The 22,701-nt window shown below is 62.8% G+C and carries 22 protein-coding genes and 1 pseudogene; 10 read left to right on the top strand and 13 right to left on the bottom strand.

Annotated elements, in window-relative coordinates:
- Window positions 1-269: 269 nt before the first annotated feature.
- From NKI66_RS31150 to mnmE, 5 genes are all read right to left on the bottom strand, one after another.
- Window positions 270-1,160 (bottom strand): ParB/RepB/Spo0J family partition protein, encoded by an 891-nt coding sequence (locus NKI66_RS31150; RefSeq protein ID WP_352723056.1) that lies wholly within the window; start codon window positions 1,158-1,160, stop codon window positions 270-272.
- Between the two features lie 69 nt (window positions 1,161-1,229).
- Window positions 1,230-2,030 carry a ParA family protein gene (locus NKI66_RS31145; RefSeq protein ID WP_352723055.1) on the bottom strand — a complete coding sequence of 267 codons (801 nt, stop codon included), beginning with the start codon at window positions 2,028-2,030 and terminating at the stop codon, window positions 1,230-1,232.
- A gap of 52 nt (window positions 2,031-2,082) precedes the next feature.
- Window positions 2,083-2,715 carry a 16S rRNA (guanine(527)-N(7))-methyltransferase RsmG gene (gene rsmG, locus NKI66_RS31140; RefSeq protein WP_352753892.1) on the bottom strand — a complete coding sequence of 211 codons (633 nt, stop codon included), beginning with the start codon at window positions 2,713-2,715 and terminating at the stop codon, window positions 2,083-2,085.
- Entirely contained in the window at window positions 2,712-4,592 is a 1,881-nt protein-coding gene (gene mnmG, locus NKI66_RS31135) for a tRNA uridine-5-carboxymethylaminomethyl(34) synthesis enzyme MnmG (protein ID WP_352753891.1), read from the bottom strand. Before mnmG ends, rsmG begins: the two co-directional genes overlap by 4 nt.
- Before the next feature lie 418 nt (window positions 4,593-5,010).
- Complete coding sequence (gene mnmE, locus NKI66_RS31130; RefSeq protein ID WP_352753890.1) at window positions 5,011-6,342, bottom strand: tRNA uridine-5-carboxymethylaminomethyl(34) synthesis GTPase MnmE; 1,332 nt, start codon at window positions 6,340-6,342, stop codon at window positions 5,011-5,013.
- A 62-nt stretch (window positions 6,343-6,404) separates the two neighbouring features.
- Between mnmE and NKI66_RS31125 the strand changes: the two genes are divergently transcribed.
- On the top strand, window positions 6,405-8,423 hold the full coding sequence (locus NKI66_RS31125; protein ID WP_352678017.1) for a thioredoxin domain-containing protein: 2,019 nt from the start codon (window positions 6,405-6,407) through the stop codon (window positions 8,421-8,423).
- Window position 8,424: 1 nt separating this feature from the next.
- Here the strand turns inward: NKI66_RS31125 and yddG are convergent, their stop codons facing one another.
- The 4 genes from yddG to hemE form a co-directional block, all read right to left on the bottom strand.
- The gene (gene yddG / locus NKI66_RS31120) at window positions 8,425-9,345 is read right to left on the bottom strand and encodes an aromatic amino acid exporter YddG (RefSeq protein ID WP_031213659.1); all 921 of its coding nucleotides are present in this window, start codon (window positions 9,343-9,345) and stop codon (window positions 8,425-8,427) included.
- 172 nt (window positions 9,346-9,517) lie between these two features.
- Window positions 9,518-10,783, bottom strand: a complete 1,266-nt coding sequence (gene rho, locus NKI66_RS31115) for a transcription termination factor Rho (RefSeq protein WP_013528732.1) — start codon at window positions 10,781-10,783, stop codon at window positions 9,518-9,520.
- 229 nt (window positions 10,784-11,012) lie between these two features.
- On the bottom strand, window positions 11,013-11,549 hold the full coding sequence (gene hemJ, locus NKI66_RS31110; protein ID WP_023813412.1) for a protoporphyrinogen oxidase HemJ: 537 nt from the start codon (window positions 11,547-11,549) through the stop codon (window positions 11,013-11,015).
- Entirely contained in the window at window positions 11,549-12,580 is a 1,032-nt protein-coding gene (gene hemE / locus NKI66_RS31105; RefSeq protein WP_023813413.1) for a uroporphyrinogen decarboxylase, read from the bottom strand. The genes hemJ and hemE overlap by 1 nt, the downstream gene beginning before the upstream one ends.
- Window positions 12,581-12,891: 311 nt before the next feature.
- Here hemE and NKI66_RS31100 point away from each other — a divergent pair, with 311 nt between their 5' ends.
- From NKI66_RS31100 to dnaQ, 5 genes are all read left to right on the top strand, one after another.
- On the top strand, window positions 12,892-13,806 hold the full coding sequence (locus NKI66_RS31100) for a pyruvate, water dikinase regulatory protein (RefSeq protein WP_502896795.1): 915 nt from the start codon (window positions 12,892-12,894) through the stop codon (window positions 13,804-13,806).
- Between the two features lie 382 nt (window positions 13,807-14,188).
- Window positions 14,189-14,788, top strand: a complete 600-nt coding sequence (locus NKI66_RS31095) for a Maf-like protein (protein WP_023813415.1) — start codon at window positions 14,189-14,191, stop codon at window positions 14,786-14,788.
- On the top strand, window positions 14,781-15,623 hold the full coding sequence (locus tag NKI66_RS31090) for a shikimate dehydrogenase (RefSeq protein ID WP_023813416.1): 843 nt from the start codon (window positions 14,781-14,783) through the stop codon (window positions 15,621-15,623). The genes NKI66_RS31095 and NKI66_RS31090 overlap by 8 nt, the downstream gene beginning before the upstream one ends.
- Window positions 15,620-16,219 carry a dephospho-CoA kinase gene (gene coaE / locus NKI66_RS31085; protein ID WP_023813417.1) on the top strand — a complete coding sequence of 200 codons (600 nt, stop codon included), beginning with the start codon at window positions 15,620-15,622 and terminating at the stop codon, window positions 16,217-16,219. The genes NKI66_RS31090 and coaE overlap by 4 nt, the downstream gene beginning before the upstream one ends.
- 296 nt (window positions 16,220-16,515) lie before the next feature.
- A complete protein-coding gene (gene dnaQ / locus NKI66_RS31080) occupies window positions 16,516-17,220 on the top strand; it encodes a DNA polymerase III subunit epsilon (RefSeq protein WP_023813418.1) in 705 nt (234 codons plus the stop codon).
- Between the two features lie 166 nt (window positions 17,221-17,386).
- Here the strand turns inward: dnaQ and NKI66_RS31075 are convergent.
- From NKI66_RS31075 to NKI66_RS31065, 3 genes and pseudogenes are all read right to left on the bottom strand, one after another.
- Window positions 17,387-17,673, bottom strand: a pseudogene (locus tag NKI66_RS31075) (GIY-YIG nuclease family protein).
- 246 nt (window positions 17,674-17,919) lie between these two features.
- Window positions 17,920-18,417 carry a protein-export chaperone SecB gene (gene secB / locus NKI66_RS31070; protein ID WP_023813420.1) on the bottom strand — a complete coding sequence of 166 codons (498 nt, stop codon included), beginning with the start codon at window positions 18,415-18,417 and terminating at the stop codon, window positions 17,920-17,922.
- Between the two features lie 130 nt (window positions 18,418-18,547).
- Window positions 18,548-19,048 (bottom strand): FxsA family protein, encoded by a 501-nt coding sequence (locus NKI66_RS31065; RefSeq protein WP_352753888.1) that lies wholly within the window; start codon window positions 19,046-19,048, stop codon window positions 18,548-18,550.
- Window positions 19,049-19,265: 217 nt separating this feature from the next.
- Between NKI66_RS31065 and NKI66_RS31060 the strand changes: the two genes are divergently transcribed.
- The 4 genes from NKI66_RS31060 to NKI66_RS31045 are packed head-to-tail and all read left to right on the top strand — an operon-like array spanning window position 19,266 to window position 22,031.
- Window positions 19,266-19,973, top strand: coding sequence for a Tim44/TimA family putative adaptor protein (locus NKI66_RS31060; RefSeq protein WP_352753887.1), 708 nt, complete (start codon window positions 19,266-19,268; stop codon window positions 19,971-19,973).
- A gap of 24 nt (window positions 19,974-19,997) precedes the next feature.
- The gene (gene mltA / locus NKI66_RS31055) at window positions 19,998-21,110 is read left to right on the top strand and encodes a murein transglycosylase A (protein ID WP_352753886.1); all 1,113 of its coding nucleotides are present in this window, start codon (window positions 19,998-20,000) and stop codon (window positions 21,108-21,110) included.
- Window positions 21,107-21,637: a Smr/MutS family protein gene (locus NKI66_RS31050; RefSeq protein ID WP_352753885.1), complete on the top strand. Its 531-nt coding sequence runs from the start codon at window positions 21,107-21,109 to the stop codon at window positions 21,635-21,637. The genes mltA and NKI66_RS31050 overlap by 4 nt, the downstream gene beginning before the upstream one ends.
- Window positions 21,638-21,662: 25 nt before the next feature.
- Entirely contained in the window at window positions 21,663-22,031 is a 369-nt protein-coding gene (locus NKI66_RS31045) for a helix-turn-helix domain-containing protein (protein WP_352753884.1), read from the top strand.
- 109 nt (window positions 22,032-22,140) lie between these two features.
- Here NKI66_RS31045 and NKI66_RS31040 read toward each other — a convergent pair whose 3' ends face one another.
- The gene (locus tag NKI66_RS31040) at window positions 22,141-22,377 is read right to left on the bottom strand and encodes a hypothetical protein (RefSeq protein WP_352753883.1); all 237 of its coding nucleotides are present in this window, start codon (window positions 22,375-22,377) and stop codon (window positions 22,141-22,143) included.
- Between the last annotated feature and the right edge of the window lie 324 nt (window positions 22,378-22,701).

The following is a 22,701-nucleotide window of genomic DNA, read 5'->3' as shown; positions in this document are numbered from 1 at the left end:
TCGCCTGTCTTTTCGGCGCCAAGAAGAATTAAAGGCACGCGGCAGCGTTCCCTCCCCCTTGTGGGGAGGGTTAGGGTGGGGGTTCTTCTTCGCAAGAATCCATATGCGATAGCCCTGCCCACGAGGGGGGGAGATTGGCAGCTTCGCCGCGTTCGCCAAACATAGGCGCCGCAAAGAGAAGGGCCGGCAACCGCCAGCCCTTTATGCCTCTTAAGCCCGTGCCAACCAGCTCAGCTGGACCTTAAGCCAGGAGTTAATTCGCCGGCTAATTACCGATCTTGCTTCAGCCTGCGGCACAGCTCATCAAGCTGTTCCAGCGACCGGTACGAAACCCGCAGCACGCCGCCCTTGCCCTTGTGATCCACCGACACAATCATGCCGATCGTGTCGGTCAACAGCTTCTCCAGCGCCAGCGTGTCGGCGTCCTTTTCGTCAGGACTTGGCGCCGGCTTGGCTTCCCTAGCGCTGCTGGTGCCGGCCGGCATCTGCGCCAGCGCTTCGGCCTGGCGCACCGAAAGGCCCTCTTCGACGATGCGCTTGGCAAGGCCGGCCGGATCTTCCGCCGTCACCAGCGTGCGGGCATGACCCGCCGACAGGGCGCCGTCGACCAGCATGTCGCGGATCACGTCCGGCAGCTTCAAGAGCCTGAGCGTGTTGGCGACATGGCTGCGGCTCTTGCCGATCACCTGGCCGAGATCGGCCTGGGTGTAGCCGTGCTCATCGATCAGCTGTTGATAGCCAAGCGCTTCCTCGACCGCATTGAGGTCGGTGCGCTGGACGTTCTCGATGATCGCCAGTTCGAGCGCGGTGCGGTCGTTGACCTCGCGGATGATGACCGGAATCTCGGACAGCCCGGCGCGCTGCGCCGCGCGCCAGCGCCGCTCGCCGGCGATGATCTCGTAGCGGCCGGCTTGTGTCGGCGAAGGCCGCGCCACCACCGGCTGGACGACGCCGTGTTCGCGGATCGACTGGGCAAGATCGGTCAGCTCGGCGTCGCCGAAATGCCGGCGCGGATTTTTCGGATTGGGGGTCAGGAACTCGATCGGCACCTTGCCGTCGGCGCTCATGCCGGGCTTCTCAGGCGCTGCGGGGCGATCGATCTCGCCGATCAGCGCAGCCAGTCCACGCCCCAGTCTCTTTCTTGAAAGGTCTTCGCTCATCTTTATTCCAGTTGGCTATTCCAAATCGTTTCGGTATCGAATCGGCTTTTAGCTATGCATCCGGCCTAATCAAGCGGCGCGTAACTTGCGCTCGCGGCGGATCACTTCCGACGCCAGTTGCAGATAGGCCTGGCTGCCGGAGCACTTCAAATCATAGAGGATCGCCGGCTTGCCGTAGGACGGCGCCTCGGACACCCGCACATTGCGCGGAATGACGGTCTCGTAGACCTTGTCGCCCATATGCGCCCGCACATCCTGCACCACCTGGTTGGCGAGATTGTTGCGGCCGTCATACATGGTCAGCACGATGCCCTGGATGGTGAGATCCGGATTGATCGAGCGGCGCACCTGCTCGACAGTCTCCAGCAACTGGCTGAGACCTTCGAGCGCGAAAAACTCGCATTGCAGCGGCACAAGAACAGAATCGGCCGCGGCCATTGAATTCAAAGTCAAAAGGTTGAGCGATGGTGGGCAGTCGATCAGCACATAGCCGAACGGCGCGCCGCGGTCGGTCGCAGCGCGCAGCGCATTGCGCAGCTTGAGCACACGGTCGGGCGCCGAGGCGATCTCCATTTCGATGCCGAGCAGATCAAGCGTCGACGGCACGATCGACAGGCCGGGCACCGCCGTGGGGATGGCCGCGGCCTCCAGTTCCAGTTCGCCGGTCAGCACGTCATAGGAGGACACCGTGCGGTCCTTGCGGTCGATGCCGAGACCGGTGCTGGCATTGCCTTGCGGATCGAGATCGACGATCAGCACCTTTTCGCCGATTGCAGCCAGCGCGGTCGCCAGATTGATGGCGGTCGTCGTCTTGCCGACACCGCCCTTCTGGTTGGCTACAGTGATGATTCGGGGGCCATTCTTCATCATGGGTCTATGCCAGAAATTCATTTTGGGCGCCAAATCGCCTGTCAGTGACGGATCAGACAGGTCGCAGGTTGGACAATTCCAGGATGACGCCGCCAGCGTCGGTCACACTTGGATGTTCTACCAGATCGAAGGACCATCGGTGAACGCTTTCTTGCACTTCGGCGCGGTAATCCCGGCCTTTGTGGAACAGGCCGCGCGCGCCTGAAATCAGCCATGGCGCCGACAGGTCCAGCAAGGTCGAAAGCGAGGCCAAAGCCCGCGCCGTGACAACTTGCGGTGTCGAAACAAGCGCATGGCTGTCATCGATGCGGCGCGCCACGACTCGCGCCGGCAGCCTGAACTGCCCGACGACGGTCTGCAGGAAGGACGCCTTTTTGCGATTGCTTTCAACCAGGTCGATGCTGGCGCCGTCGCGCTCGGCAAGCAGGAAAGCCATGACAAGGCCCGGAAATCCGCCGCCCGAGCCGAGATCCACCCAGCGCGTGGCAACCGGTTCTATGCGTCCGAGTTGGGCGCTGTCCAGGATATGGCGCTGCCAGACATCGCCCGACGTCGATTGCGCCACCAGATTGATGCTGCGATTCCATTTCTGGAACATCTGCTCGAAGGCCACCAGCCGATCGAATGTTTCACGTGAAACCGGGCCTGCCGCGTCCTGCAGGCTCTCTAGGGAAATAGAACTCACGCAACTTCCTTTTGTGGGCGCTGGGTGCTTTCCGCGTGACGGACATGCGCGACGATGATCGCCAGCGCCGCCGGCGTCATGCCTTCCATGCGCTGGGCATCAGCGATGGAGCGCGGCCGCCGCGCCTGCATCTTCTGCTTCAGCTCGTTCGACAGACCCGGCACTCCGGCGAAATCGACCGTCTCGGGGATAAGCCGGCTCTCCTCATGCCGGATTTGCGCCACGTCAGTCTTCTGGCGGTCGAGATAGACAGAATACTTCGCTTCCGTCTCGAGGCGCTCCGCCGTCTTGCCGTCGATCGCCGCAAAGCGCGGATCGACGCCGACCAGCCAGGCGACATCGACGTCAGGATAGGACAGCAATTCATAGCTGGACCGGCGCACGCCATCCCGGTTGATGTCCAGCCCGTGTCGCGCCGCCTCGTTCGGCGTCAGGGCGAGCGACTTCGCCAAGTCCCGCGCCTCATCCAGGCTTTGCATGACCTGCCCGTAGCGTTGCATGCGCTGTGCCGAAGCGATGCCCAGCTTTGCAGCCAGAGGCGTCAGTCGTTCATCCGCATTGTCGGCACGCAGCGACAGCCGGAATTCGGCCCGAGAGGTGAACATCCGGTAGGGTTCGCTGATGCCGCGGCTGGTCAGGTCGTCGACCATCACCCCAATATAGGCTTCGGTGCGGCTGAGCACGATCTGCTCGCTCCCCGCCGCCCGCCGCGCCGCATTGAGGCCTGCGAGCAAGCCTTGCCCGGCTGCTTCCTCATAGCCGGTCGTGCCGTTGATCTGCCCGGCGAGGAAAAGACCCCTGATGCGCTTCGTCTCCAGCGTCTGATGCAGTTCGCGCGGATCGACGTGATCATACTCGATGGCATAGCCGGGCTGCAGCATGGTTGCGCGCTCCAGCCCCGGAATGGTTTTCAATATATCGAGCTGTACGTCTTCGGGCAGCGAGGTCGAAATACCATTGGGATAAATGGTATCGTCGTCCAGCCCTTCCGGCTCCAGAAAGATCTGGTGCCCGTCCCTATCGCCGAACTTGACGATCTTGTCCTCGATCGACGGGCAATAACGCGGCCCAACGCCCGCGATCGAGCCGGAATACATGGCCGACCGGCCAAGATTGACGCGGATCAACTCATGCGTGGCCGTCGTCGTGCGGGTGATGCCGCACTCGATCTGCGGCGTGGTGATGCGGTCGGTCATCAGCGAGAACGGCACAGGATTCTCATCCGCCGCCTGGCTTTCCAGCGACACCCAGTCGATGGTCCGGCCGTCGAGCCGTGGCGGCGTGCCCGTCTTCAGCCGTCCGAGTTTGAAACCCGCGCGGTCCATCGTCGCCGAGAGCCCAAGGCTGGCCTGCTCGTTCATGCGGCCGGCGACAATCTTCTTCTCGCCAATATGGATAAGCCCACGCAAAAAAGTTCCGGTCGTCAGCACGACCGCGCCACAGCCAAGCCGCCTGCCGTCGGCGAGGAGAATAGCCGTGATCCGCCCATCGGCGATCTCAAAATCCAGAACCTCGCCTTCGACCACGTCGAGATCATTCTGCTGCAGAATCGCTTCCTGCATGGCAAGGCGATAGAGCTTTCTGTCGGCCTGCGTCCGGGGTCCGCGCACCGCTGGACCCTTGCGGCGGTTGAGCAGGCGGAACTGGATACCGGCAGCATCCGCCACCCGCCCCATCAAGCCGTCCATAGCATCGATCTCGCGGACCAGGTGACCCTTGCCGAGCCCGCCGATCGCCGGATTGCACGACATGACCCCGATCGTGTCGAAACGCAGCGTCACCAAAGCGGTCTTCGCACCGGCCCGCGCTGCAGCGCTGGCCGCCTCGCAACCCGCGTGGCCACCGCCCACCACAACCACATCATAGTGATTGGTCATTTCCAAGTCCCAGACTCAAAAGATTGAGGGACACATGTCCCCGTGAGGCTTTGCTGTCAAGAAAACTCCGCGGGTCGTTTCACGTGAAACAACCTTGCGGGCTGTCAGCTCCATGTTTCACGTGAGTCACCAAGGCCGCCTGACGCGTTTCACGTGAGTCACACAGGCAGCGCAGCGCGGTGGCCCAGACGAAGCCTCCCCGCCTTCGTCATCCACGGGCGGAGCGTCCGCGAATCGGCGTCGCGGAGACCCGAGGATCCATGCCGTGACCTTGGCCAAAGGGTACAGCGGAGCAGAATTCTGCATCGTGGCCGCTGCTTTGATGTCGCGGCATGGATCCTCGGGTCTGCGCTGCGTCGCTGCGCTCCTTGCTTCGCCCGTGGATGACGAAGCGATACACCGCACTGTTTCACGTGAGTCATTTCCCAATACAGAACTGTGAGAAAATCACATCCAGCATGTCCTCGACGTCGATGGCGCCGACAATACGGCCCAGGCGATCCGCGGCAAGCCGCAACTCTTCGGCGCGCAATTCCTGCCCGACAGTCTGGCCGTCGGTTGCACGAAGCAGGTGCCTATTCGCTGCGCCAAGCAATTCGACGTGGCGCAGCCGCGATGGCAAAACATCACCGACGCTGCCGGCTGCTTCCGCAGCTCGCCGGCCGATTTCCGCCAGCAGTCTCTCCACGCCCGTCCCGTTTTTTACCGAAATGACAAGGTTGTAGTCTTCCATCGCCCCGCTCGCCGCGCGGTCTTCCAGCAGATCGCGCTTGGTGCCAACGCGCAAGGTCGGCGCCGCGGTCGGCAATGAACGAATATCCCCAGGATTCGTAACATCCTGCAGCAACAGCAAGAGATCGGCGCCATGCGCCTTGGCCCTCGCCTTCTCGATGCCGATCGCCTCGACCTTCCCCGGCGCATCGCGCAGCCCGGCCGTATCTGTAAGCCTGACCCGCAGCCCCTGGAGATCAAGTGTCACTTCAAGCAGATCCCGCGTCGTGCCGGGTTCATCCGTTACTATAGCGGCATCCCGCCGGGCCAGGGCATTGAACAGACTCGACTTACCGGCGTTGGGCGCGCCAAGGATAACGACCTCGAAGCCGTCGCGAATGATCTCGGCGGCGCGAAACCCGGCGATGTGGCGATCGATCTCGCCGATCATGGTCCTGACATCAGACCAGACCGTATCCGAAACGGAACCGGGGACATCGTCCTCATCGGCGAAATCGATTTCCGCCTCGATCATGGCCCGGGCATGGATCAGTCTGCGGCGCCAGCCAAGATAGAGTTCGCTCTGGACGCCTTCGGCATTTTGAACGGCAAAACGCCGCTGCGCCTCGGTCTCAGCATTAACGAGATCCGCCAACGCCTCGGTCTCGACCAGGTCGACCTTGCCGTTGAGAAAGGCGCGGCGCGTGAATTCGCCGGGTTCCGCGTGCCTGACGCCGTCATGGCCTGCGATCGTCTCCAGCACTTTTGCCACAACGGCACGACCGCCATGGACGTGGAATTCCGCAACGTCCTCGCCGGTGAAACTGGCCGGACCGCGAAAGAAAACGACCAGGCCAGTGTCGAGCACGGTCCCATCGGGTGCCCTGAATCGGCGCAGAACTGCCGAGCGGTCCTTAACCATGCCGCCGGCAATCGTTTCGACTACGAATCGAGTCTGCGGGCCGGAAATACGGATGACGGCGACGCCGGCCGGGAGCCGGCCGCTCGACAGCGCTACGATGGAACCGCCTGAAATCATTTGCCCGCTCTACCGAACCGCCCTAGCTTTACGCCTATCCGACCCATCCGAGTTTGCCCATCGTGACGTTGCCCGCGCAAAACCTGCTCGCTGAAGAAGCAAGCCCCTATCTGCAGCAGCACAGCGGCAATCCCGTGCACTGGCGCGCCTGGTCGCCGGCTTCGCTCGAGGAGGCGAAGGCGCTGGACAGGCCGATCCTGCTCTCGGTCGGCTATGCCGCCTGCCACTGGTGCCACGTCATGGCGCATGAAAGCTTCGAGAACGATGGTGTCGCCGCCGTCATGAACCGTCTGTTCGTCAATATCAAGGTCGACCGCGAGGAGCGTCCCGACATCGACCAGATCTATATGGCTGCACTCTCCGCCATGGGCGAGCAAGGCGGCTGGCCGCTGACCATGTTCCTGACGCCGGACGGCAAGCCGTTCTGGGGCGGCACCTATTTTCCGCGCGAGCCACGCTATGGCCGCCCCGGTTTCATCCAGGTGATGGAGGCGGTGGACAAGGCCTGGCGCGAGAAGCGGGCGAGCCTCAACCAGAGTGCCGACGGCCTGACCTTACATGTCGAGGCGCGGCTTGCCGGCTCGCATGCGAAAACAGGGCTCGATCGCGGCACGCTGGCTGAGCTTGCCAAGGGTATAGACGGCATGATCGACCGCGATCTCGGCGGCCTGCGCGGCGCGCCGAAATTCCCCAATGCGCCGTTCATGCAAACGCTGTGGCTGTCCTGGCTGCGCGACGGCAACGCCAGCCACCGCGACGACGTCCTACTCAGTCTTGAGCAGATGGTGAGCGGCGGCATCTACGACCATATCGGCGGCGGGCTCAGCCGTTACTCGACCGACGCCGAATGGCTGGTGCCGCATTTCGAAAAGATGCTTTACGACAATGCCCAGCTGATCCGCTTCTGCAACTGGGCCTATGCCGCAAGCGGCAACGAGTTGTTCCGGGTCCGAATCGAAGAGACGATCGACTGGCTGCTGCGCGAAATGCGCGTCGACGGCGGCGCATTTGCCGCCAGTCTCGACGCCGACAGCGACGGCGAGGAAGGGCTGTTCTACACTTGGAGCAAAGACGAGGTCGAGGCCGCACTCGGTGACGATTCCGCCTTGTTTGTCAATCACTTCACGCTCTCCAGCCCGCACGGCTGGGAAGGCAAGCCGGTTGTTCACCAAACCCTGTCCCAGCAATCGCAATATGTGATCGATCGCGAAGAGATCAGCCCGCTCAAGGGGAAACTCCTTGCAGTCCGGGAAGAGCGGGTCAGGCCCGGCCTTGACGCAAAGACCCTCACCGACTGGAACGGCCAGATGATCGCGGCGATTGCAGAAGCCGGCCGGTCGCTGGCGCGGCCTGACTGGATCGATGCGGCGGCAAAAGCCTTTGCCCATATCCGCGCTGCCAGCCGCGACGGCCGCTTGCCGCATTCGATGCTCGGCGCCAGAAAACTGTTTCCTGCTTTGTCCAGCGACTATGCCGCCATGACCAACGCAGCCATCTCGCTGTTCGAGGCCACTGGGGATTGGAGCTATGTCGACCAGGCCGGCCAGTTTGTCGAGCAGCTCGACCATTGGCACGCCGATACCGAAAAGGCAGGTTATTACCTGACTGCCTCGGACAGCACCGACGTGCCGATCCGCATCCGCGGCGATGTCGACGAGGCCATTCCGTCCGCCACCGGCCAAATCATCGAAGCACTGGTCCGGCTCGCCTCCGTCACCGGCGATCTCGAGCTGCACGAGAAAGCCTGGGAGGTCGCCGAACATGCCGCCGGCCGTGCCGCAAACCAAGCCTATGGCCAGGCCGGCATCGTCAACGCCTGCGCGCTGGCGATCGAGCCGCTCAAACTGGTCATCGTCGATACGCTGGGCGATCCAAAGCTCGTTCCGGTTGCGAATCAAAACCCGGATCCAAGGCGGGTGGACATCATCGTGCCGATCGGTACGGATACGAATCGACCCTTGCTACCCGGCGGGATGCTGCCGCCGACCGATAAAGCGGGCGCCTGGCTCTGCACCGGCCAGGTTTGTCTTCCCGCCGTCACGGATCCCGAAGAGCTGGAACGCCTTCTCAACCACCAATAGGTCAGGCGCCTTGCGCCGGCTCGGAGAACGCCTCGGTCGAAGAACCAGCCGGCCGGCGCTTGAACAGCAAATCCTTGGCGGCGATCACCGCACCGATGGTGATCAGCACGCAGGCGAGCGCCACCGACCAGTGAAACACACCAAAGCCTGCCAGCAACAGCACGATGACCGACAACAGCGGCGCGGCGTAGGACAGGGCGCCAAGGATCATGATGTCACCGTGCTTGCAGCCAAAATCCCAGGCGTAGAAGCCGGCTCCCAGAGGAATCGTGCCCAGAATGACGATAGCCGTCCACTGCGTCGGCGTCTGCGGCCAGACCGTGGTCTCAAGCATCAGGTGCAGCGAGAAAGCGACCGCCGCCGTGATGAAGCAATAACCGGCCACGACATCCGTCGGCACCTGGCCGAAGCGGCGTGACAGGACGGAATAGCCAGCCCAGATGAAGGCGCAGAAGAGCGCGATGACATGGCCCTTCATCACCCCATTGGCTAGGCCGACATTGCCGCCCTTGGTGATCACCACGATGGCGCCGGCAAGCCCTAGAACGACGCCGACGATGTGATGAACCCGGAGCCTTTCGCCAGGCAGGAAGGCGGCGAAAACAACGATCAGCAGTGGCCAGAGATAGGCGATCAAGCTGACCTCGACCGGCGGCGCCGACTGGATCGCGAAAAAATAGGCGCAGTGGTAGATGCACAGTCCCGCCGTGCCGACCGCCCAGACCGGCCATGGCTGCCGCAGCGATCGGATCGCGCCTGGGCGAAAGATCCAGCTGCCGGCGCCAACCAGCCCTCCAAGCAAGAAGGTCATGGCTGCCAGCTGAAACGGCGGGATCGAGCCCGCGGCGGTCGACAGCAGCGCCAGGAAAGACCAGGTCAGGATGGCCGAAAAGCCGATCAGGGTCGGGATTGTCTTCTTCACGTCGCTGCTTCCAGTTTGCAGACACGAGCTTTGCATGAACGCGAAATCGTCCGCCGCCGCATACAGCCGCCCGATATCGGGAAAGCGACTTGCCGCCGGACAATGAAAAACCCCATCCCGGTTTCGCGGAATGGGGCTTCAATACAGAGACCGGAAGATTTCGGCCTGACCTTTACGTGTTCATCGAATCGAAGAAATCCGCATTGGTCTTGGTCTGCTTCAGCTTGTCGATCAGGAACTCGATCGCGTCGGTGGTTCCCATCGGCGCCAGGATGCGGCGCAGCACAAAAATCTTCTGCAGATCCTGCTTGGAGACCAGCAGGTCCTCCTTGCGGGTGCCGGACTTCAAGATGTCCATGGCCGGATAGATGCGCTTGTCGGCCACCTTGCGGTCGAGCTGGATCTCGCAGTTGCCGGTGCCCTTGAACTCTTCGAAGATGACTTCGTCCATGCGGCTGCCGGTATCGATCAGCGCGGTGGCGATGATGGTCAGCGAGCCGCCTTCCTCGATGTTGCGGGCGGCGCCGAAGAAGCGCTTCGGCCGCTGCAGGGCGTTGGCGTCGACACCACCGGTCAGCACCTTGCCGGATGACGGCACGACGGTGTTGTAGGCGCGGCCGAGGCGGGTGATCGAATCGAGCAGGATGACGACATCGCGGCCATGTTCGACCAGGCGCTTGGCCTTTTCGATGACCATTTCGGCGACCTGCACGTGGCGCACCGCCGGCTCGTCGAAGGTCGAGGAGATCACCTCGCCCTTCACCGAGCGCTGCATGTCGGTCACTTCTTCCGGCCGCTCGTCGATCAGAAGCACGATCAGATAGCATTCCGGATGGTTGGCGGTGATCGAGTGGGCGATGTTCTGCATCAGAACCGTCTTGCCGGTACGCGGCTGCGCGTTGATCAAAGCGCGCTGTCCCTTGCCGATCGGCGCGACGAGGTCGATCACGCGGGCCGAGATGTCCTTGGTGGTCACATTCTCGATTTCCATCTTCAGCCGCTTGGTCGGATAGAGCGGCGTCAGATTGTCGAAGTGGATCTTGTGACGGATCTTCTCGGGATCGTCGAAATTGATGGTGTTGACCTTGAGCAGCGCGAAATAGCGCTCGCCCTCTTTCGGGCTGCGGATCGGCCCTTCGACCGTATCGCCGGTCTTCAGCGAAAAGCGCCGGATCTGCGACGGCGAAATATAGATGTCGTCGGGACCTGGCAGATAATTGGCGTTGGCGGAGCGCAGGAAGCCGAAACCGTCCTGCAGCACCTCGACCACGCCATCACCGATGATCTCGATCTCCTGGGCGGCCAGCTTCTTCAGGATCGCAAACATCAGCTCCTGCTTGCGCATGACGCTGGCGTTTTCGACCTCGAGCGATTCGGCATAAGCGATCAGCTCTGGCGGTTTCTTGTTCTTGAACTCGGCGAGTTTCATTTCTTGCATAGACGGACCTTGAATAGATGGAGTCTGGGTAAGCTTTGGGAAAATATCGGCGGGATGCGACAAATGCCGGGCGCGGCCGAAAACAACGAGGGGCGGCGCATGACGGGAAGGAAGACCCGTCTTTTATCGTCGGTCGGGTGAAAGAGCAAGCTGCGTTTTGCGTGGCCTATGAAGGCTTAAAACGCATCAATGCCTGTCGCTGGCTCCTGGCCGTTTTGATCGACATGCATCAGAACGGCTTGACCACCACCAGGATGACGATTGCGATCATCAGCAATGTGGGGATCTCGTTGACCATTCGCCAGTGCCTGGCCGGTTTTTCATTGCGGTCCTCGGCGAATTTGCGCACCGCGCCCGAGAGATAGCCATGCATGGCCGACAGCAAAAGCACCGCTCCGATCTTGGCGTGCAGCCAGCCGCCGTGGAAACCAAAACCCTTCCAGGCGAGCCACAGGCCGAACACCCAGGTGACGATCATCGCCGGGTTGATGATGCCCCGCAGCAGGCGCCGCTCCATCACCTTGAAGGTTTCCGACTGCACCGAGCCCTTCTCGGCATCGGCGTGATAGACCAGCAGCCGCGGCAGATAGAGCATGCCCGCCATCCATGAGATGACGGCGAGGATATGGATCGCCTTGGCCCAGGGATAGAAACTGTCGGGTGCCGCGAAATACAAAAGCGCGGTGAAAACGACCAGTACGGCGATACCTGATATCATGCGCATCATCGCCTGGCCGGTGCTGTTCGTGTTGTTCATCTGAGCCATCAGCGTGTCGCGCTCCGCACCTGTTTCACCATCGCCTCGACATGGGCGATCGGCGTCTCCGGCGTGATGCCGTGGCCGAGGTTGAAGATCAGCGGCCCGTCTCCCAGCGCTCCCAGGATCGCCTCGACGCCATCCGACAGCGCCTTGCCGCCAGCCACGAGCCGCAAGGGATCGAGATTGCCCTGAACCGCACCTGAGCGCTGCAATTCCTTCGCCGCGACCAAGGGCACCGTCCAGTCGATCCCCAGCGCCGTTACGCCGGTCTTTTGCCGATAGGTCCGGTAGCGCGAACCGGCGCCCTTGGGAAAACCGATGATCGGAACATCGGGATGAACCGCCCGCACCCGGCCAACGATCTCGGCCATTGGCTGAACGCAGAACAGGTCGAAAGTTTCATCGTCCAGCACGCCGGACCAGGAATCGAAAATCTGCACCACATCCGCACCCGCCTCGATCTGGCGGATGAGATAGGCGGCCGAATGTTCGGCAAGCACCTTCAGCAGTCGTTGAAACGCCACCGGCTCGCGATAGGCAAAAAGCCGCGCCGGCGCCTGGTCGGGTGTGCCATGGCCGGCGATCATGTAGGTCGCCACCGTCCACGGCGCGCCGCAGAAGCCTATCAGGGTTGTCTCTTCGGGGAGTTTGGCCCGCAACCGGCGAACCGTCTCGTAGACCGGTTCGAGATTCACGTGAAACACCTTGCCTTCCAGAGCCAAGATCTCCGGCGCGGTGATCGGCGTCAGCAGCGGCCCTCTGCCCTCTTCGAAGCGCACGTCACGGCCAAGCGCATGCGGAACGACAAGGATATCGGAAAACAGGATCGAGGCATCGAAACCAAAACGCTCGATCGGCTGCAAGGTCACTTCGACCGCAAGGTCAGGATCGTAGCAGAGGTCCAGGAACGAGCCTGCTCGCCTGCGTGTCTCCCGATACTCCGGCAGATAGCGCCCAGCCTGACGCATCATCCAGAGCGGAGGCGGAAAATGGGCCTTGCCCTTCAGGACATCCAGCATGATCCGGTTCTGGGGCATCGGGCGCTCGCTTCTCCCAGCCTCTTCTATAATCAAAGATTCTTATATCTAAGATTCTTCTGATTCTAAGAGTCTGTTGGTTCTGGTGGTTGTCACCTGTCCCGCTTTGCCCCGGAAAACACCAGCCAACATATTGTCGCGTGCTTCTTTTTCCCAGATGTAGGGTTCTGGGGATAGCTCCGAATCGATCAATCGAGTCAAAGTGTTAGGCACAGCGATGAAAGGCAGGTCCTGTGGACGGACCGTAGTCGAAAAAAGCCGTCCCCAAACTTGTCCCCAGTCGCCCGACGAAGCTGACAGCGCATCGAATTGTGGACAAACTGCCATCTGATACAGTCGCCTCCGACAGGCCCGTCTTTTCATCCCGCTTTATCCACAGAAGCCCACAGCCCCAGGTGACCCCTGTGAACAAACCCCAGAGCTTCTTCCACCTGCACCTGATTTCCGACGCGACCGGCGAAACGCTGCTCGCCGCCGGCCGGGCGGCCTCGGCGCAGTACAAGGACGCGCGCGCCATCGAGCATATCTATCCGCTTATCCGCACCGAAAAGCAGGTGGCGAAGGTGTTCGAGGACATCGAGGAGGAACCGGGCATCATCCTCTATACGGTCGTCGACCAGAAGCTGGCGCGCGGCATCGACGAGCGCTGCGCGGCCATGGGTCTGCCCTGCGTGTCGGTGCTGGAGCCGGTGCTGACCGTGTTCCAGTCCTATCTAGGCACCCCGGCCGGTCGCCGCGTCGGCGCCCAGCATGTCCTCGACGCCGAATATTTCCGCCGCATCGACGCGCTCAATTTCACCATGGACCATGATGACGGCCAGTTGCCGCTCAATATGGACGATGCCGATGTGGTGCTGATCGGCATTTCTCGCACGTCGAAGACGCCGACCAGCATCTATCTCGCCAACCGCGGCATCAAGACCGCCAACATCCCGATCGTGCTTGGCGTCCCGGTGCCGGAAAGCCTGGTTGCCGCCAGCAAGCCGCTGATCGTCGGGCTGATCGCCACCGCCGAGCGCATCTCGCATGTCCGGCAAAACCGCATCCTCGGCAACAGCAGCTCGTATGAGGCATCAGATTATGTCGACCGCGCGGCGATCAGCGAAGAGCTCGCCTATGCCCGCAAGATCTGCACGCGCCATGGCTGGCCGATGATCGACGTCAGCCGCCGCTCGATCGAGGAAACGGCGGCGGCGATCGTTGCCCTGCGCGGGAAGTCGAGATAAATGAGGCTAGCAGCCGGGTGAGGTTTTGCCCGGCTATTTCGACGCCGCGAAGTTCGAAGGTCACGGCATGGATCCTAGGGTCTGCGCCGCGTCGCTTCGCTCCTTGCTTCGCCCTAGGATGACGAAGGGAGGATTGTCTCGGCCAATTTCGAAGGTTTGCGATAGCCGCCAGCTGCTGTTCGACAGCGCAGATGCCAAACCCGACATCCGCGATTGGCCAAAAAAGCCATCACGCCTTCGTCATCCTAGGGCGGAGCAGGAGCGAAGCGACGTCGCGGAGACCCTAGGATCCATGCCGTGACGGTGGTCGAAGGTGCCAGCGGTTTTCTGTTGGAGCCAGAATCTCAACAACGGTTAGACAATTGATCAGGCGCTTAAAACCATGACCGAGAAACTCATCCTCGCTTCGGGCAGCCCGTTCCGCAAGGCGATGCTCGTCAATGCCGGCGTCGATGTCGAGGCGGTGCCGGCTGAAGTCGACGAGCGGGCGCTCGAGGGGCCTTTGCAGGATAGCGGCGTCTCGCCCGAGGACGTCGCCCTGGTGCTGGCCGAGGCCAAGGCCACCGACGTCAGCGAGCGCAGGCCGGGCGTTCTGGTGCTGGGCTGCGATCAGACGCTGTCCCTTGGCGACGAGGTGTTCCACAAGCCGGCCGATAGGGAAGGCGCACGCCGTCATCTCTTGGCTCTGTCGGGCAAGACCCATCAGCTCAACAGCGCCGCTGTTCTGGTCCGCGACGGCAGGGTTTTGTGGCGGCATGTCGGCATCGCCTCGATGACCATGCGCAAGCTCGACCCGGCCTTCATCGGCCGCCATCTCGCCCGCGTCGGCGCCAAGGCGCTGTCCAGCGTCGGCGCCTACCAGGTAGAAGGCGAAGGCATTCAATTGTTCGAGAAAATCGAAGGCGACCATTTCACGATTGTCGGCTTGCCGCTGTTGCCGCTGCTCGCCGAACTGCGTGACCTGGGAGCGATCGATGGCTGAGGTGTCAAAGAAGGCCTTCGTCACCGGCCATCCGGTCAAGCATTCGCGCTCGCCGAAGATCCATGGCCACTGGCTGGCCAAACATGGCATCGACGGGAGCTACCAGGCCATCGATGTCGCGCCGCAGGATTTTGGCGCGTTCGTGAACACGTTGCAGGCAAACGACTACCGCGGCGGCAACATCACCATCCCGCACAAGGAAGCCGCTTTCGCATTGGCCGAACGCCGCGACCAGGCGGCGCAAGAAATCGGCGCCGTCAACACGCTGTGGTTCGAGGATGGCGTCCTGTGGGGCGGCAACACCGACGGTCACGGCTTTGCCGCCAACCTCGACGATCATGCACCGGGCTGGGCAAGCAAGGGTCCGGCGGTGGTGCTCGGCGCCGGCGGCGCGTCGCGCGCCGTCATCCATGCGCTGAAGGAGCGCGGCGTGACCGACATCCGCATCGTCAACCGAACGCTCTCCCGGGCTATAGAACTGCGCGATCGTTTCGGCGCCGGTGTCTCGGCGCATGGCATGGCGGCTACGGATGAACTGCTCGGCGATGCCGGCCTGCTGGTCAACACCACCGCGCTCGGCATGCATGGCAATGAAGGCCTGCCGGCCGATCCCGCCCGGCTGCCCGACCATGCCATCGTCACCGACATCGTCTATGTGCCGCTGGAGACGCCGCTGCTCGCGGCAGCGCGCGCGCGAAAGCTGAAGACGGTCGACGGCCTCGGCATGCTGCTGCATCAGGCCGCGCCCGGCTTCGAGCGCTGGTTCGGCGTCAGGCCGCGAGTTACAGCTGAACTCCGCGCGCTCATCGTTGCCGATCTGGTGCCGAAACCATGATCGTGCTCGGCCTCACCGGATCGATCGGCATGGGCAAGTCGACCACGGCCAGGATGTTCGCTGACGCCGGCGTGCCGGTCCATGATTCCGACGAGACGGTGCATCGCCTCTATGCCGGCAAGGCGGCGCCCCTGGTCGAAGCCGCCTTTCCGGGCACCACATCTGCCGGGGTGGTCGACCGGACAAAACTTGGCGCGCGCGTGCTCGGCGACGCCGCCGGGCTGAAGCGGCTCGAGGCGATCATTCACCCGCTGGTGCGCGCCGACGCCGATGCCTTTCTGGCCAGGCATCGTGGATCAGGCGCGCCGATCGCCGTCCTCGATATTCCCCTGCTGTTCGAAACCGGCGGCCGCAACCGCGTCGACAAGGTCGTCGTCGTCACCGCATCGGCCGAGACCCAGCGCGAGCGTGTGCTGGCGCGGCCAGGCATGACCGAGGAAAAACTGGCGTCGATCCTGGCCAAGCAGGTGCCGGATGCGGAAAAGCGTCGTCAGGCCGATTTCGTGGTCGACACCGGCCAGGGGCTGGACGCCGCGCGGGATCAGGTGAATGCGATCATTGCGGAACTGATCGGGGTCGGCAAGCCGGGCCATTGACACTGGCTGCCGTCTGTCAACGTCAGCGCCGCCCCTCATCTGCCTGCCGGCATCTTCTCCCCGTATAGTGACGGGGAGAAGGAGCTGGCCGCGACCTCGGCTACTCTCTTGCAAACGCAGGAGATTGGCGAAATCCTTTGCGAAGGCGTCCTTCTCCCCGTCACTATACGGGGAGAAGTGCCCGGCAGGGCGATGAGGGGCAGCGCAAACCTGTAGTGATTGCCCTGATCAGCTTCGTTTCCCATTGCCATTTTGTTCCGGTCTCATGATTCTGCTCCTTTGGAGCGACTGATTCGATGCGTGAGATCATCTTCGACACGGAAACCACCGGCCTCGATTCGCGCGACGACCGCGTGATCGAGCTGGGCGGCGTCGAGCTGGTCAACCGCTTCCCGACCGGAAAGACCTTCCACCACTACATCAACCCGCAAGGGCGCGCGATCCATGCCGAGGCACAGGCGGTGCACGGCATCAGCGCGGCGGACCTCGCGGGCAAGCCGACCTTTGCCGAGATTGTGCAGGAATGGCTGGACTTCACCGACGGCGCCAAGCTGGTCGCCCACAACGCAACCTTCGACATCGGCTTTCTCAACGTCGAGTTCGGCCGGCTGGGCCACCCCGTCATCGACAACGGCCTCGTCGTCGACACGCTGGCGCTGGCGCGCCGCAAGCACCCGATGGGCCCCAATTCGCTCGATGCGCTCTGCCGGCGTTACGGCATCGACAACACCAGGCGCACCAAGCACGGCGCCCTGCTCGATTCCGAATTGCTGGCCGAGGTCTATATCGAGCTGATCGGCGGCAAGCAGGCGGCCCTTATCCTCGACAGCGCCACCGCGCCGGCGCAAGGCGAAAATGTCCGCCAGATCGAGATCATCATCAGCCAGCGCCCGGCACCCCTGCGGCCCCGCCTCACCGAAGCCGAACGCGCCGCGCACGCCGGCATGGTCGGGACGTTGGGTGAGAAGGCGTTGTGGCTGAAGGTTGCTGCTGGCAGTTAGAGAAGCGATGGCGGCAAGGCTGGAAGGGCCGACCCTCAAGATTGGCAGCGGACCCCCATAACTTCGTCATCCTAGGGCGAAGCAAGGAGCGAAGCGACGCGGCGCAGACCCTAGGATCCATGCCGTGACGGTGATGATATGTTCCGGCGGTGCAAGAAACCGAGCGTTACCACCCCGTCCCGCGAAACAGCTCGAACCACTCTGGATTGGCCTTTTCGATCAATTCGATCTTCCATTGGCGCGGCCAGCGCTTCAGGGACTTCTCACGTTGGATCGCATCGGTGATGTCGAAAAACTCCTCCTACCAGACCAGCCGCTGAACACCGTAGCGGCTGGTGAAATTAGAGCCTTGGCCCGACTTGTGCTCCGGCATGCGGCGACCGGGGTCGTTGGTGACACCGATATAGAGGGTGCCACCTTCTGGCTCGCAGTCATGTAGACATAACCGGTCATGGTTTTAGCGTAGCGAGCACAGGCGCGGGGACAAGCGCCATTCTGATCCGTTGCATTCTAAGGCGAATGTCACGGCATGGATCCTAGGGTCTGCGCTGCGTCGCTACGCTCCTTGCTCCGCCCTAGGATGACGAAGACGCGAGGGGCCTTCAGCCAACCTCGAAGGCGCGCTGCCCCGCCAGCGTTCCAAACAGAAAACCCGGCACAAGGCCGGGTTCTCAGAAACAACAACGATGACAGCAGGCCTCAGCTCACCTTGACCTTGGACGCCTCGTCCTCGGCCAGCTTCTGCTGGAACATCTGGGCGAAGTCGATCGGGTCGAGCATCAGCGGCGGGAAGCCGCCATTGCGGGTTGCCTCGGCGATGATCTGGCGGGCGAACGGGAACAAAAGGCGCGGGCATTCGATGAACAGGATCGGCAGCATGTGCTCCTGCGGAAAGCCTGCGATGGCGAACACGCCGCCATAGACCAGCTCGACATTGAACAGCACTTCCTGGTCGAAGGACGCCTTGGCGTTCAGCGTCAGATTGACGTCGAACTGCTTGTCGGAGAGCGGGTTGGCGTTGACGTTGACGTTGATGGCGATGCCCGGCGCCTTGTCGCGGCCGCGCAGCGAATTCGGCGCGCCGGGGCTTTCGAACGACAGGTCCTTCACATATTGCGCCAGAACGTTGAGCGACGGCTGCGCCGCATTGCCGTTTCCGTTGGCTGCGCCGACCGGCGCGTCATCCTTGCTGGCCATAAGCCTTGTCCTCTTGCCTGGGCAGCGTCGCTGACCGAATTGAAATCGGGCGTTCGCTACCATGGCGGGGATGACAAGACAAGGTTTGCCGCCTTGCTTCTCGGCCATGGGATGTAGATGGGACGGCGCCCTAATCGTCCTTCAGGCGGCGCCACGGCGAGTTGTGGTCCGGGCCGCGCTTCAGATCGTCCTCGCGCGAATAGTCGCCGTCTTCGAGGTCGATGACCCTGTCGCGCTGGCGGCCGCGAAAACCGCCGGTCGAGAAATTGGTGGCGACGACAATACGGCCCTTGAACCGGCTCCAGGCAAAGTCGCGCAACGGCGGCAGGAACAGCAGCAGGCCGATGATGTCTGATATGAAGCCGGGGATGATTAGGAGGATCGCCGCAACCACGATCATGGCGCCGTGCGCAAGATGGCGGCTGGGGTTCTGGCCGGCGGCCATCTCGGTGCGGATGCGGGCCATCACGCCAAAGCCCTGGTATCGGAGCAAAAGCACGCCGGCGATGCTCGAGGCCAGCACGAGGCCGACCGTCGCCAGCGCGCCGACCTCACGGCCGACGATGACGAAACCGGCGATTTCCAGCAGCGGAAGCGCGAGGAGAAAGAAGGGAAGCAGCGAAATGCGCAAGTCTTGCCAACCTTTTTCGATTGTTATGATCGTTTCGATTGTTTTGGCCGCCAGCGAGCAATCGCCGCTGGCACTGAGGCTGTTAGATAGGTATGCCTGCCTTTGATTTGAATGATTGCGCCTTGCGTTCTATATGCTTTGAATGTTGAACGCTATGCGACCGTGGCCATTGGGCCTGACGGTCCGGCCACAGGGCAGGGATTGATTGGCGGAAGATATGGGATTCTTCGACTTCGGCACGATTTTCTTCCTGATTGCGGCGGTGGTCATCTTTTTCCAGCTGCGCAATGTGCTGGGCCGCCGCACCGGCAGCGAACGGCCGCCCTTCGATCCCTATACGGCGGCCCGCGGTGGCGACAAGGATGCCGCCCAGAAATCCGAGAACGTCGTCTCGCTGCCGCGCAAGCGTCTGCCGGGCGAGCCCGCGGCCGACACCTATGCGGCGATCGACGCCTTCGCCAAGCCCGACACCGACCTCAACAAGGGGCTGCGCGCGATCAAGGACAACGACCCGTCCTTCGAGCCGAAGAGTTTCGTCGACGGCGCCAAGATGGCCTATGAGATGATCGTCATGGCCTATGCCGACGGCGACCGCAAAACGCTGAAGAACCTGTTGTCGCGCGAGGTCTTTGACGGCTTTGTCGCGGCAATAGGCGAGCGCGAGGCCAAGGCGGAGAAGATCCAGTCGTCTTTCGTCGGCATCGACAAGGCCGACATCGTCTCGGCCGAGATGAAGGGCGGCGAGGCGCATGTCACGCTTCGCATCATCAGCGAGCTGATTTCGGCGACCCGCGACAAGGCCGGCGCGGTGATCGATGGCGACCCGGAAACCGTGGCCGAGGTCAAGGACGTCTGGACCTTCGCCCGCGACACACGCTCGCGCGATCCCAACTGGAAGCTCGTCGCCACCGAGGAAGAAGACTGAACCCGGAACGGCGGCGAGGCTCCGGTGTCGCTATCGCCTCTCTTTGTCGGAAAATCTTTTGCCGATCTCCCCGGCTGGGACGATGACGACCATCTGGCGGCCTTCGAAGCCTTTCGCCGTTCAGCCTTTCACGTCCTGACCAAACCGTATCGCAGCGGTGCGCTCGGCGTCGATTTTGATGCCTTCACCAAGGCCTACGCCGAGGCTCGCACCGTTTCGCCGCCGAATCGGTCGGGGAAGGAGGCCCGCACCTTTTTCGAGCGCCATTTCATTCCAGCGCATATCGGCGGCGAGAATGGCGGCGTCGGCCTCGTCACCGGTTTTTATGAGCCCGTCGTCGAAGCGTCGCCGGTGCGAACCGAGCGCTTTTCGGTGCCGCTGCTGTCGCGCCCGGCCGATCTCGTCGATATCGACGACGGCAACCGGCCGCCCAGCCTGGACCCTTACCTCGCCTTCGCTCGCCAGACCGGGGACCGGCTGGTCGAATATCCCGACCGTGGCGAGATCGAGCGCGGGGCGCTGGCCGGCAAAGGCCTGGAAATCGCCTGGCTGGCCGACAAGGTCGATGCCTTTTTCATTCACGTGCAGGGTGCCGCACGACTGAACATGACCGACGGCCGGCTTTCCCGCGTCACCTATGCCGCCAAATCCGGCCAGCGCTTCACCGGGCCCGGCAAGGTGTTGAGCGAACTGGGAGAAATCCCGTTGGCGCAGGTGACGATGCAGTCGATCCGCGCCTGGTTCAAGGCGCATCCGGACCGCGTCGACGAGATCCTGTGGCGGAACCGCTCCTACATCTTCTTCCGCGAGGCCAATGTCGAGGACAGGTCGCTCGGTCCGATCGCCGCCGCCAAGGTGCCGCTGACGCCGGGACGATCGATTGCCGTCGACCGCCTGCTGCACACATTCGGCACGCCGTTCTATATCGATGCGCCGACGCTCACCGCCTTCGACGCCAAACCGTTCCGGCGCCTGATGATCGCGCAGGACACCGGCTCGGCCATCACCGGGCCGGCGCGGGGAGATCTCTTCGCCGGTTCCGGCGATGCGGCCGGCGAGATCGCGGGCGTGGTGCGCAACGCCGCGGATTTTTATGCGCTGGTGCCGCGCGCGCTTATTTCGGACGCGAATCGATGATCCGGCGCACCGAGAAGCTGAGCGAAGACGACCGCGTTCTGTGGAACCTGGTGGCACGCACGGCCAAGCCGCTCAAGGGCAGGATCGCCGTCGACATTCCCGAAATTGCCACCGAGGCCAGGCCGACACCGCCGCAAGCGGCGCTGGCCGCCGCCAATCCGCCCGGCGCGGCAAAGCCGAAGACGCAGCATGTCGCGCATGCGCTCGACGAGCCGACGCTGGACAAGCTGTCGAAGGGCCGGCTGCCGATCGAGGGCCGGGTCGATCTGCACGGCCTGACCCAGGACGAGGCCTATTCGCTGCTGTTTTCATTCCTGCACCGGGCACATGCCGGCGGCATCCGCTATGTGCTGGTCATAACCGGCAAGGGATCGTCCTCAGGCGGCGATGGCGTCTTGCGGCGCGCCGTGCCGGCCTGGCTGTCGACGCCTGCTTTTCGCCCGCTGGTCTCCAGCCACGACCACGCCGCCCGCAACCATGGCGGTTCGGGCGCGCTTTATATCCGGCTGCGGCGGCTTCGATCGTGAGGAGTTCGCTCATGAAGGTGGGTGCATGACCCCGTTCGGCGAGAAGCTGCGGGCGCTGCGAGGCGAACGCGGCGTCAGCCAGAAGGACATGGCGGCGGCGATCGGCGTCAGCGCCGCCTACCTGTCGGCGCTCGAGCATGGCAGGCGCGGCGCGCCGACCTGGACGCTGATCCAGAAGATCATCGGTTATTTCAACATCATCTGGGACGACGCCGAGGATCTGGCGCGGCTGGCCGAAGCCTCGCATCCCCGCGTCAAGCTCGACACGTCGGGTCTAAGCCCCGCCGCTACCGAGCTGGCCAATCTGCTGGCCGAGAACATCGAAAAACTCGACGAGGCGGAGCTTCGCAGCATCACCGCATCGATCCGCGCGGCGCTCGGTCGGCGGCCGTAGCTTCGCGATCCGCGCCGGAGGCGCGCCTTGGCGATTTTCTCGCGAAGGCGTTTCGCTTCACGTGAAGAGATGCCCGCCGGCGATCCGCCAGCAGGCATCCGTGGTGAGATCATTTCTTGCCGGCCGTGCCGCCATTGTTTCCCCGGCCGCCCTTGTCGTTATGGTCGTGGCCATTGTTTCCACCGCCCAGGCAGTTCGACTCGCCGACGCTGCAACAGCGGCCGCTCCACAAATCGTTGGTCGAGGTGTTGGCGCAGCTTGGGATGGTCTGGTTGGCCAAGGCGGGTCCGCCCAGTGCCGATACCGCGATGGCGGCGAGGAATGCATTTCGCAAAAGTAGAGTCATCTGAAGTCTCCATGATTGGTTTCCGTCTACGGCCATGTGTCGTCGGCCGGGAGGAAATGGTTCACGGAGAGATGTGAAATTCTGTCGGAGGTGGTGTCGCGAGCAGCGACAGGGATCCAGTTGGCAACGTCGCGCTGCCCCTCATCCGCCTGCCGGCACCTTCTCCCCGTATAGTGACGGGGAGAAGGGAACTGGTCGCGACCTCGTCGCTCTTCTTGCAACGTTGATGATTGGCGAAATTGTTGGTGACGGCGTCTTTCTCCCCGTCACTATACGGGGAGAAATGCCCGGCAGGGCAATGAGGGGCGGCGCCGACCTATCTGG

It is taken from the genome of Mesorhizobium sp. M0518 (assembly GCF_040321125.1).
In the GTDB taxonomy this organism is placed as follows: Bacteria; Pseudomonadota; Alphaproteobacteria; order Rhizobiales; family Rhizobiaceae; genus Mesorhizobium.
The sequence above is the reverse complement of the archived record's forward strand: the minus strand, read 5'-3'. Positions and strand labels throughout refer to the sequence as shown.

What these genes read in the sequence shown, in the direction of transcription:
- NKI66_RS31150 (WP_352723056.1), bottom strand. Translation starts at nt 1,160, where the DNA reads ATGAGCGAAGACCTTTCAAGAAAGAGACTGGGGCGTGGACTGGCTGCG.
- NKI66_RS31145 (WP_352723055.1), bottom strand. Translation starts at nt 2,030, where the DNA reads ATGATGAAGAATGGCCCCCGAATCATCACTGTAGCCAACCAGAAGGGC.
- mnmG (WP_352753891.1), bottom strand. Translation starts at nt 4,592, where the DNA reads ATGACCAATCACTATGATGTGGTTGTGGTGGGCGGTGGCCACGCGGGT.
- mnmE (WP_352753890.1), bottom strand. Translation starts at nt 6,342, where the DNA reads ATGATTTCAGGCGGTTCCATCGTAGCGCTGTCGAGCGGCCGGCTCCCG.
- rho (WP_013528732.1), bottom strand. Translation starts at nt 10,783, where the DNA reads ATGCAAGAAATGAAACTCGCCGAGTTCAAGAACAAGAAACCGCCAGAG.
- hemJ (WP_023813412.1), bottom strand. Translation starts at nt 11,549, where the DNA reads ATGGCTCAGATGAACAACACGAACAGCACCGGCCAGGCGATGATGCGC.
- hemE (WP_023813413.1), bottom strand. Translation starts at nt 12,580, where the DNA reads ATGCCCCAGAACCGGATCATGCTGGATGTCCTGAAGGGCAAGGCCCAT.
- NKI66_RS31095 (WP_023813415.1), top strand. Translation starts at nt 14,189, where the DNA reads ATGACCGAGAAACTCATCCTCGCTTCGGGCAGCCCGTTCCGCAAGGCG.
- NKI66_RS31090 (WP_023813416.1), top strand. Translation starts at nt 14,781, where the DNA reads ATGGCTGAGGTGTCAAAGAAGGCCTTCGTCACCGGCCATCCGGTCAAG.
- coaE (WP_023813417.1), top strand. Translation starts at nt 15,620, where the DNA reads ATGATCGTGCTCGGCCTCACCGGATCGATCGGCATGGGCAAGTCGACC.
- dnaQ (WP_023813418.1), top strand. Translation starts at nt 16,516, where the DNA reads ATGCGTGAGATCATCTTCGACACGGAAACCACCGGCCTCGATTCGCGC.
- secB (WP_023813420.1), bottom strand. Translation starts at nt 18,417, where the DNA reads ATGGCCAGCAAGGATGACGCGCCGGTCGGCGCAGCCAACGGAAACGGC.
- NKI66_RS31060 (WP_352753887.1), top strand. Translation starts at nt 19,266, where the DNA reads ATGGGATTCTTCGACTTCGGCACGATTTTCTTCCTGATTGCGGCGGTG.
- NKI66_RS31050 (WP_352753885.1), top strand. Translation starts at nt 21,107, where the DNA reads ATGATCCGGCGCACCGAGAAGCTGAGCGAAGACGACCGCGTTCTGTGG.
- NKI66_RS31045 (WP_352753884.1), top strand. Translation starts at nt 21,663, where the DNA reads ATGACCCCGTTCGGCGAGAAGCTGCGGGCGCTGCGAGGCGAACGCGGC.
- NKI66_RS31040 (WP_352753883.1), bottom strand. Translation starts at nt 22,377, where the DNA reads ATGACTCTACTTTTGCGAAATGCATTCCTCGCCGCCATCGCGGTATCG.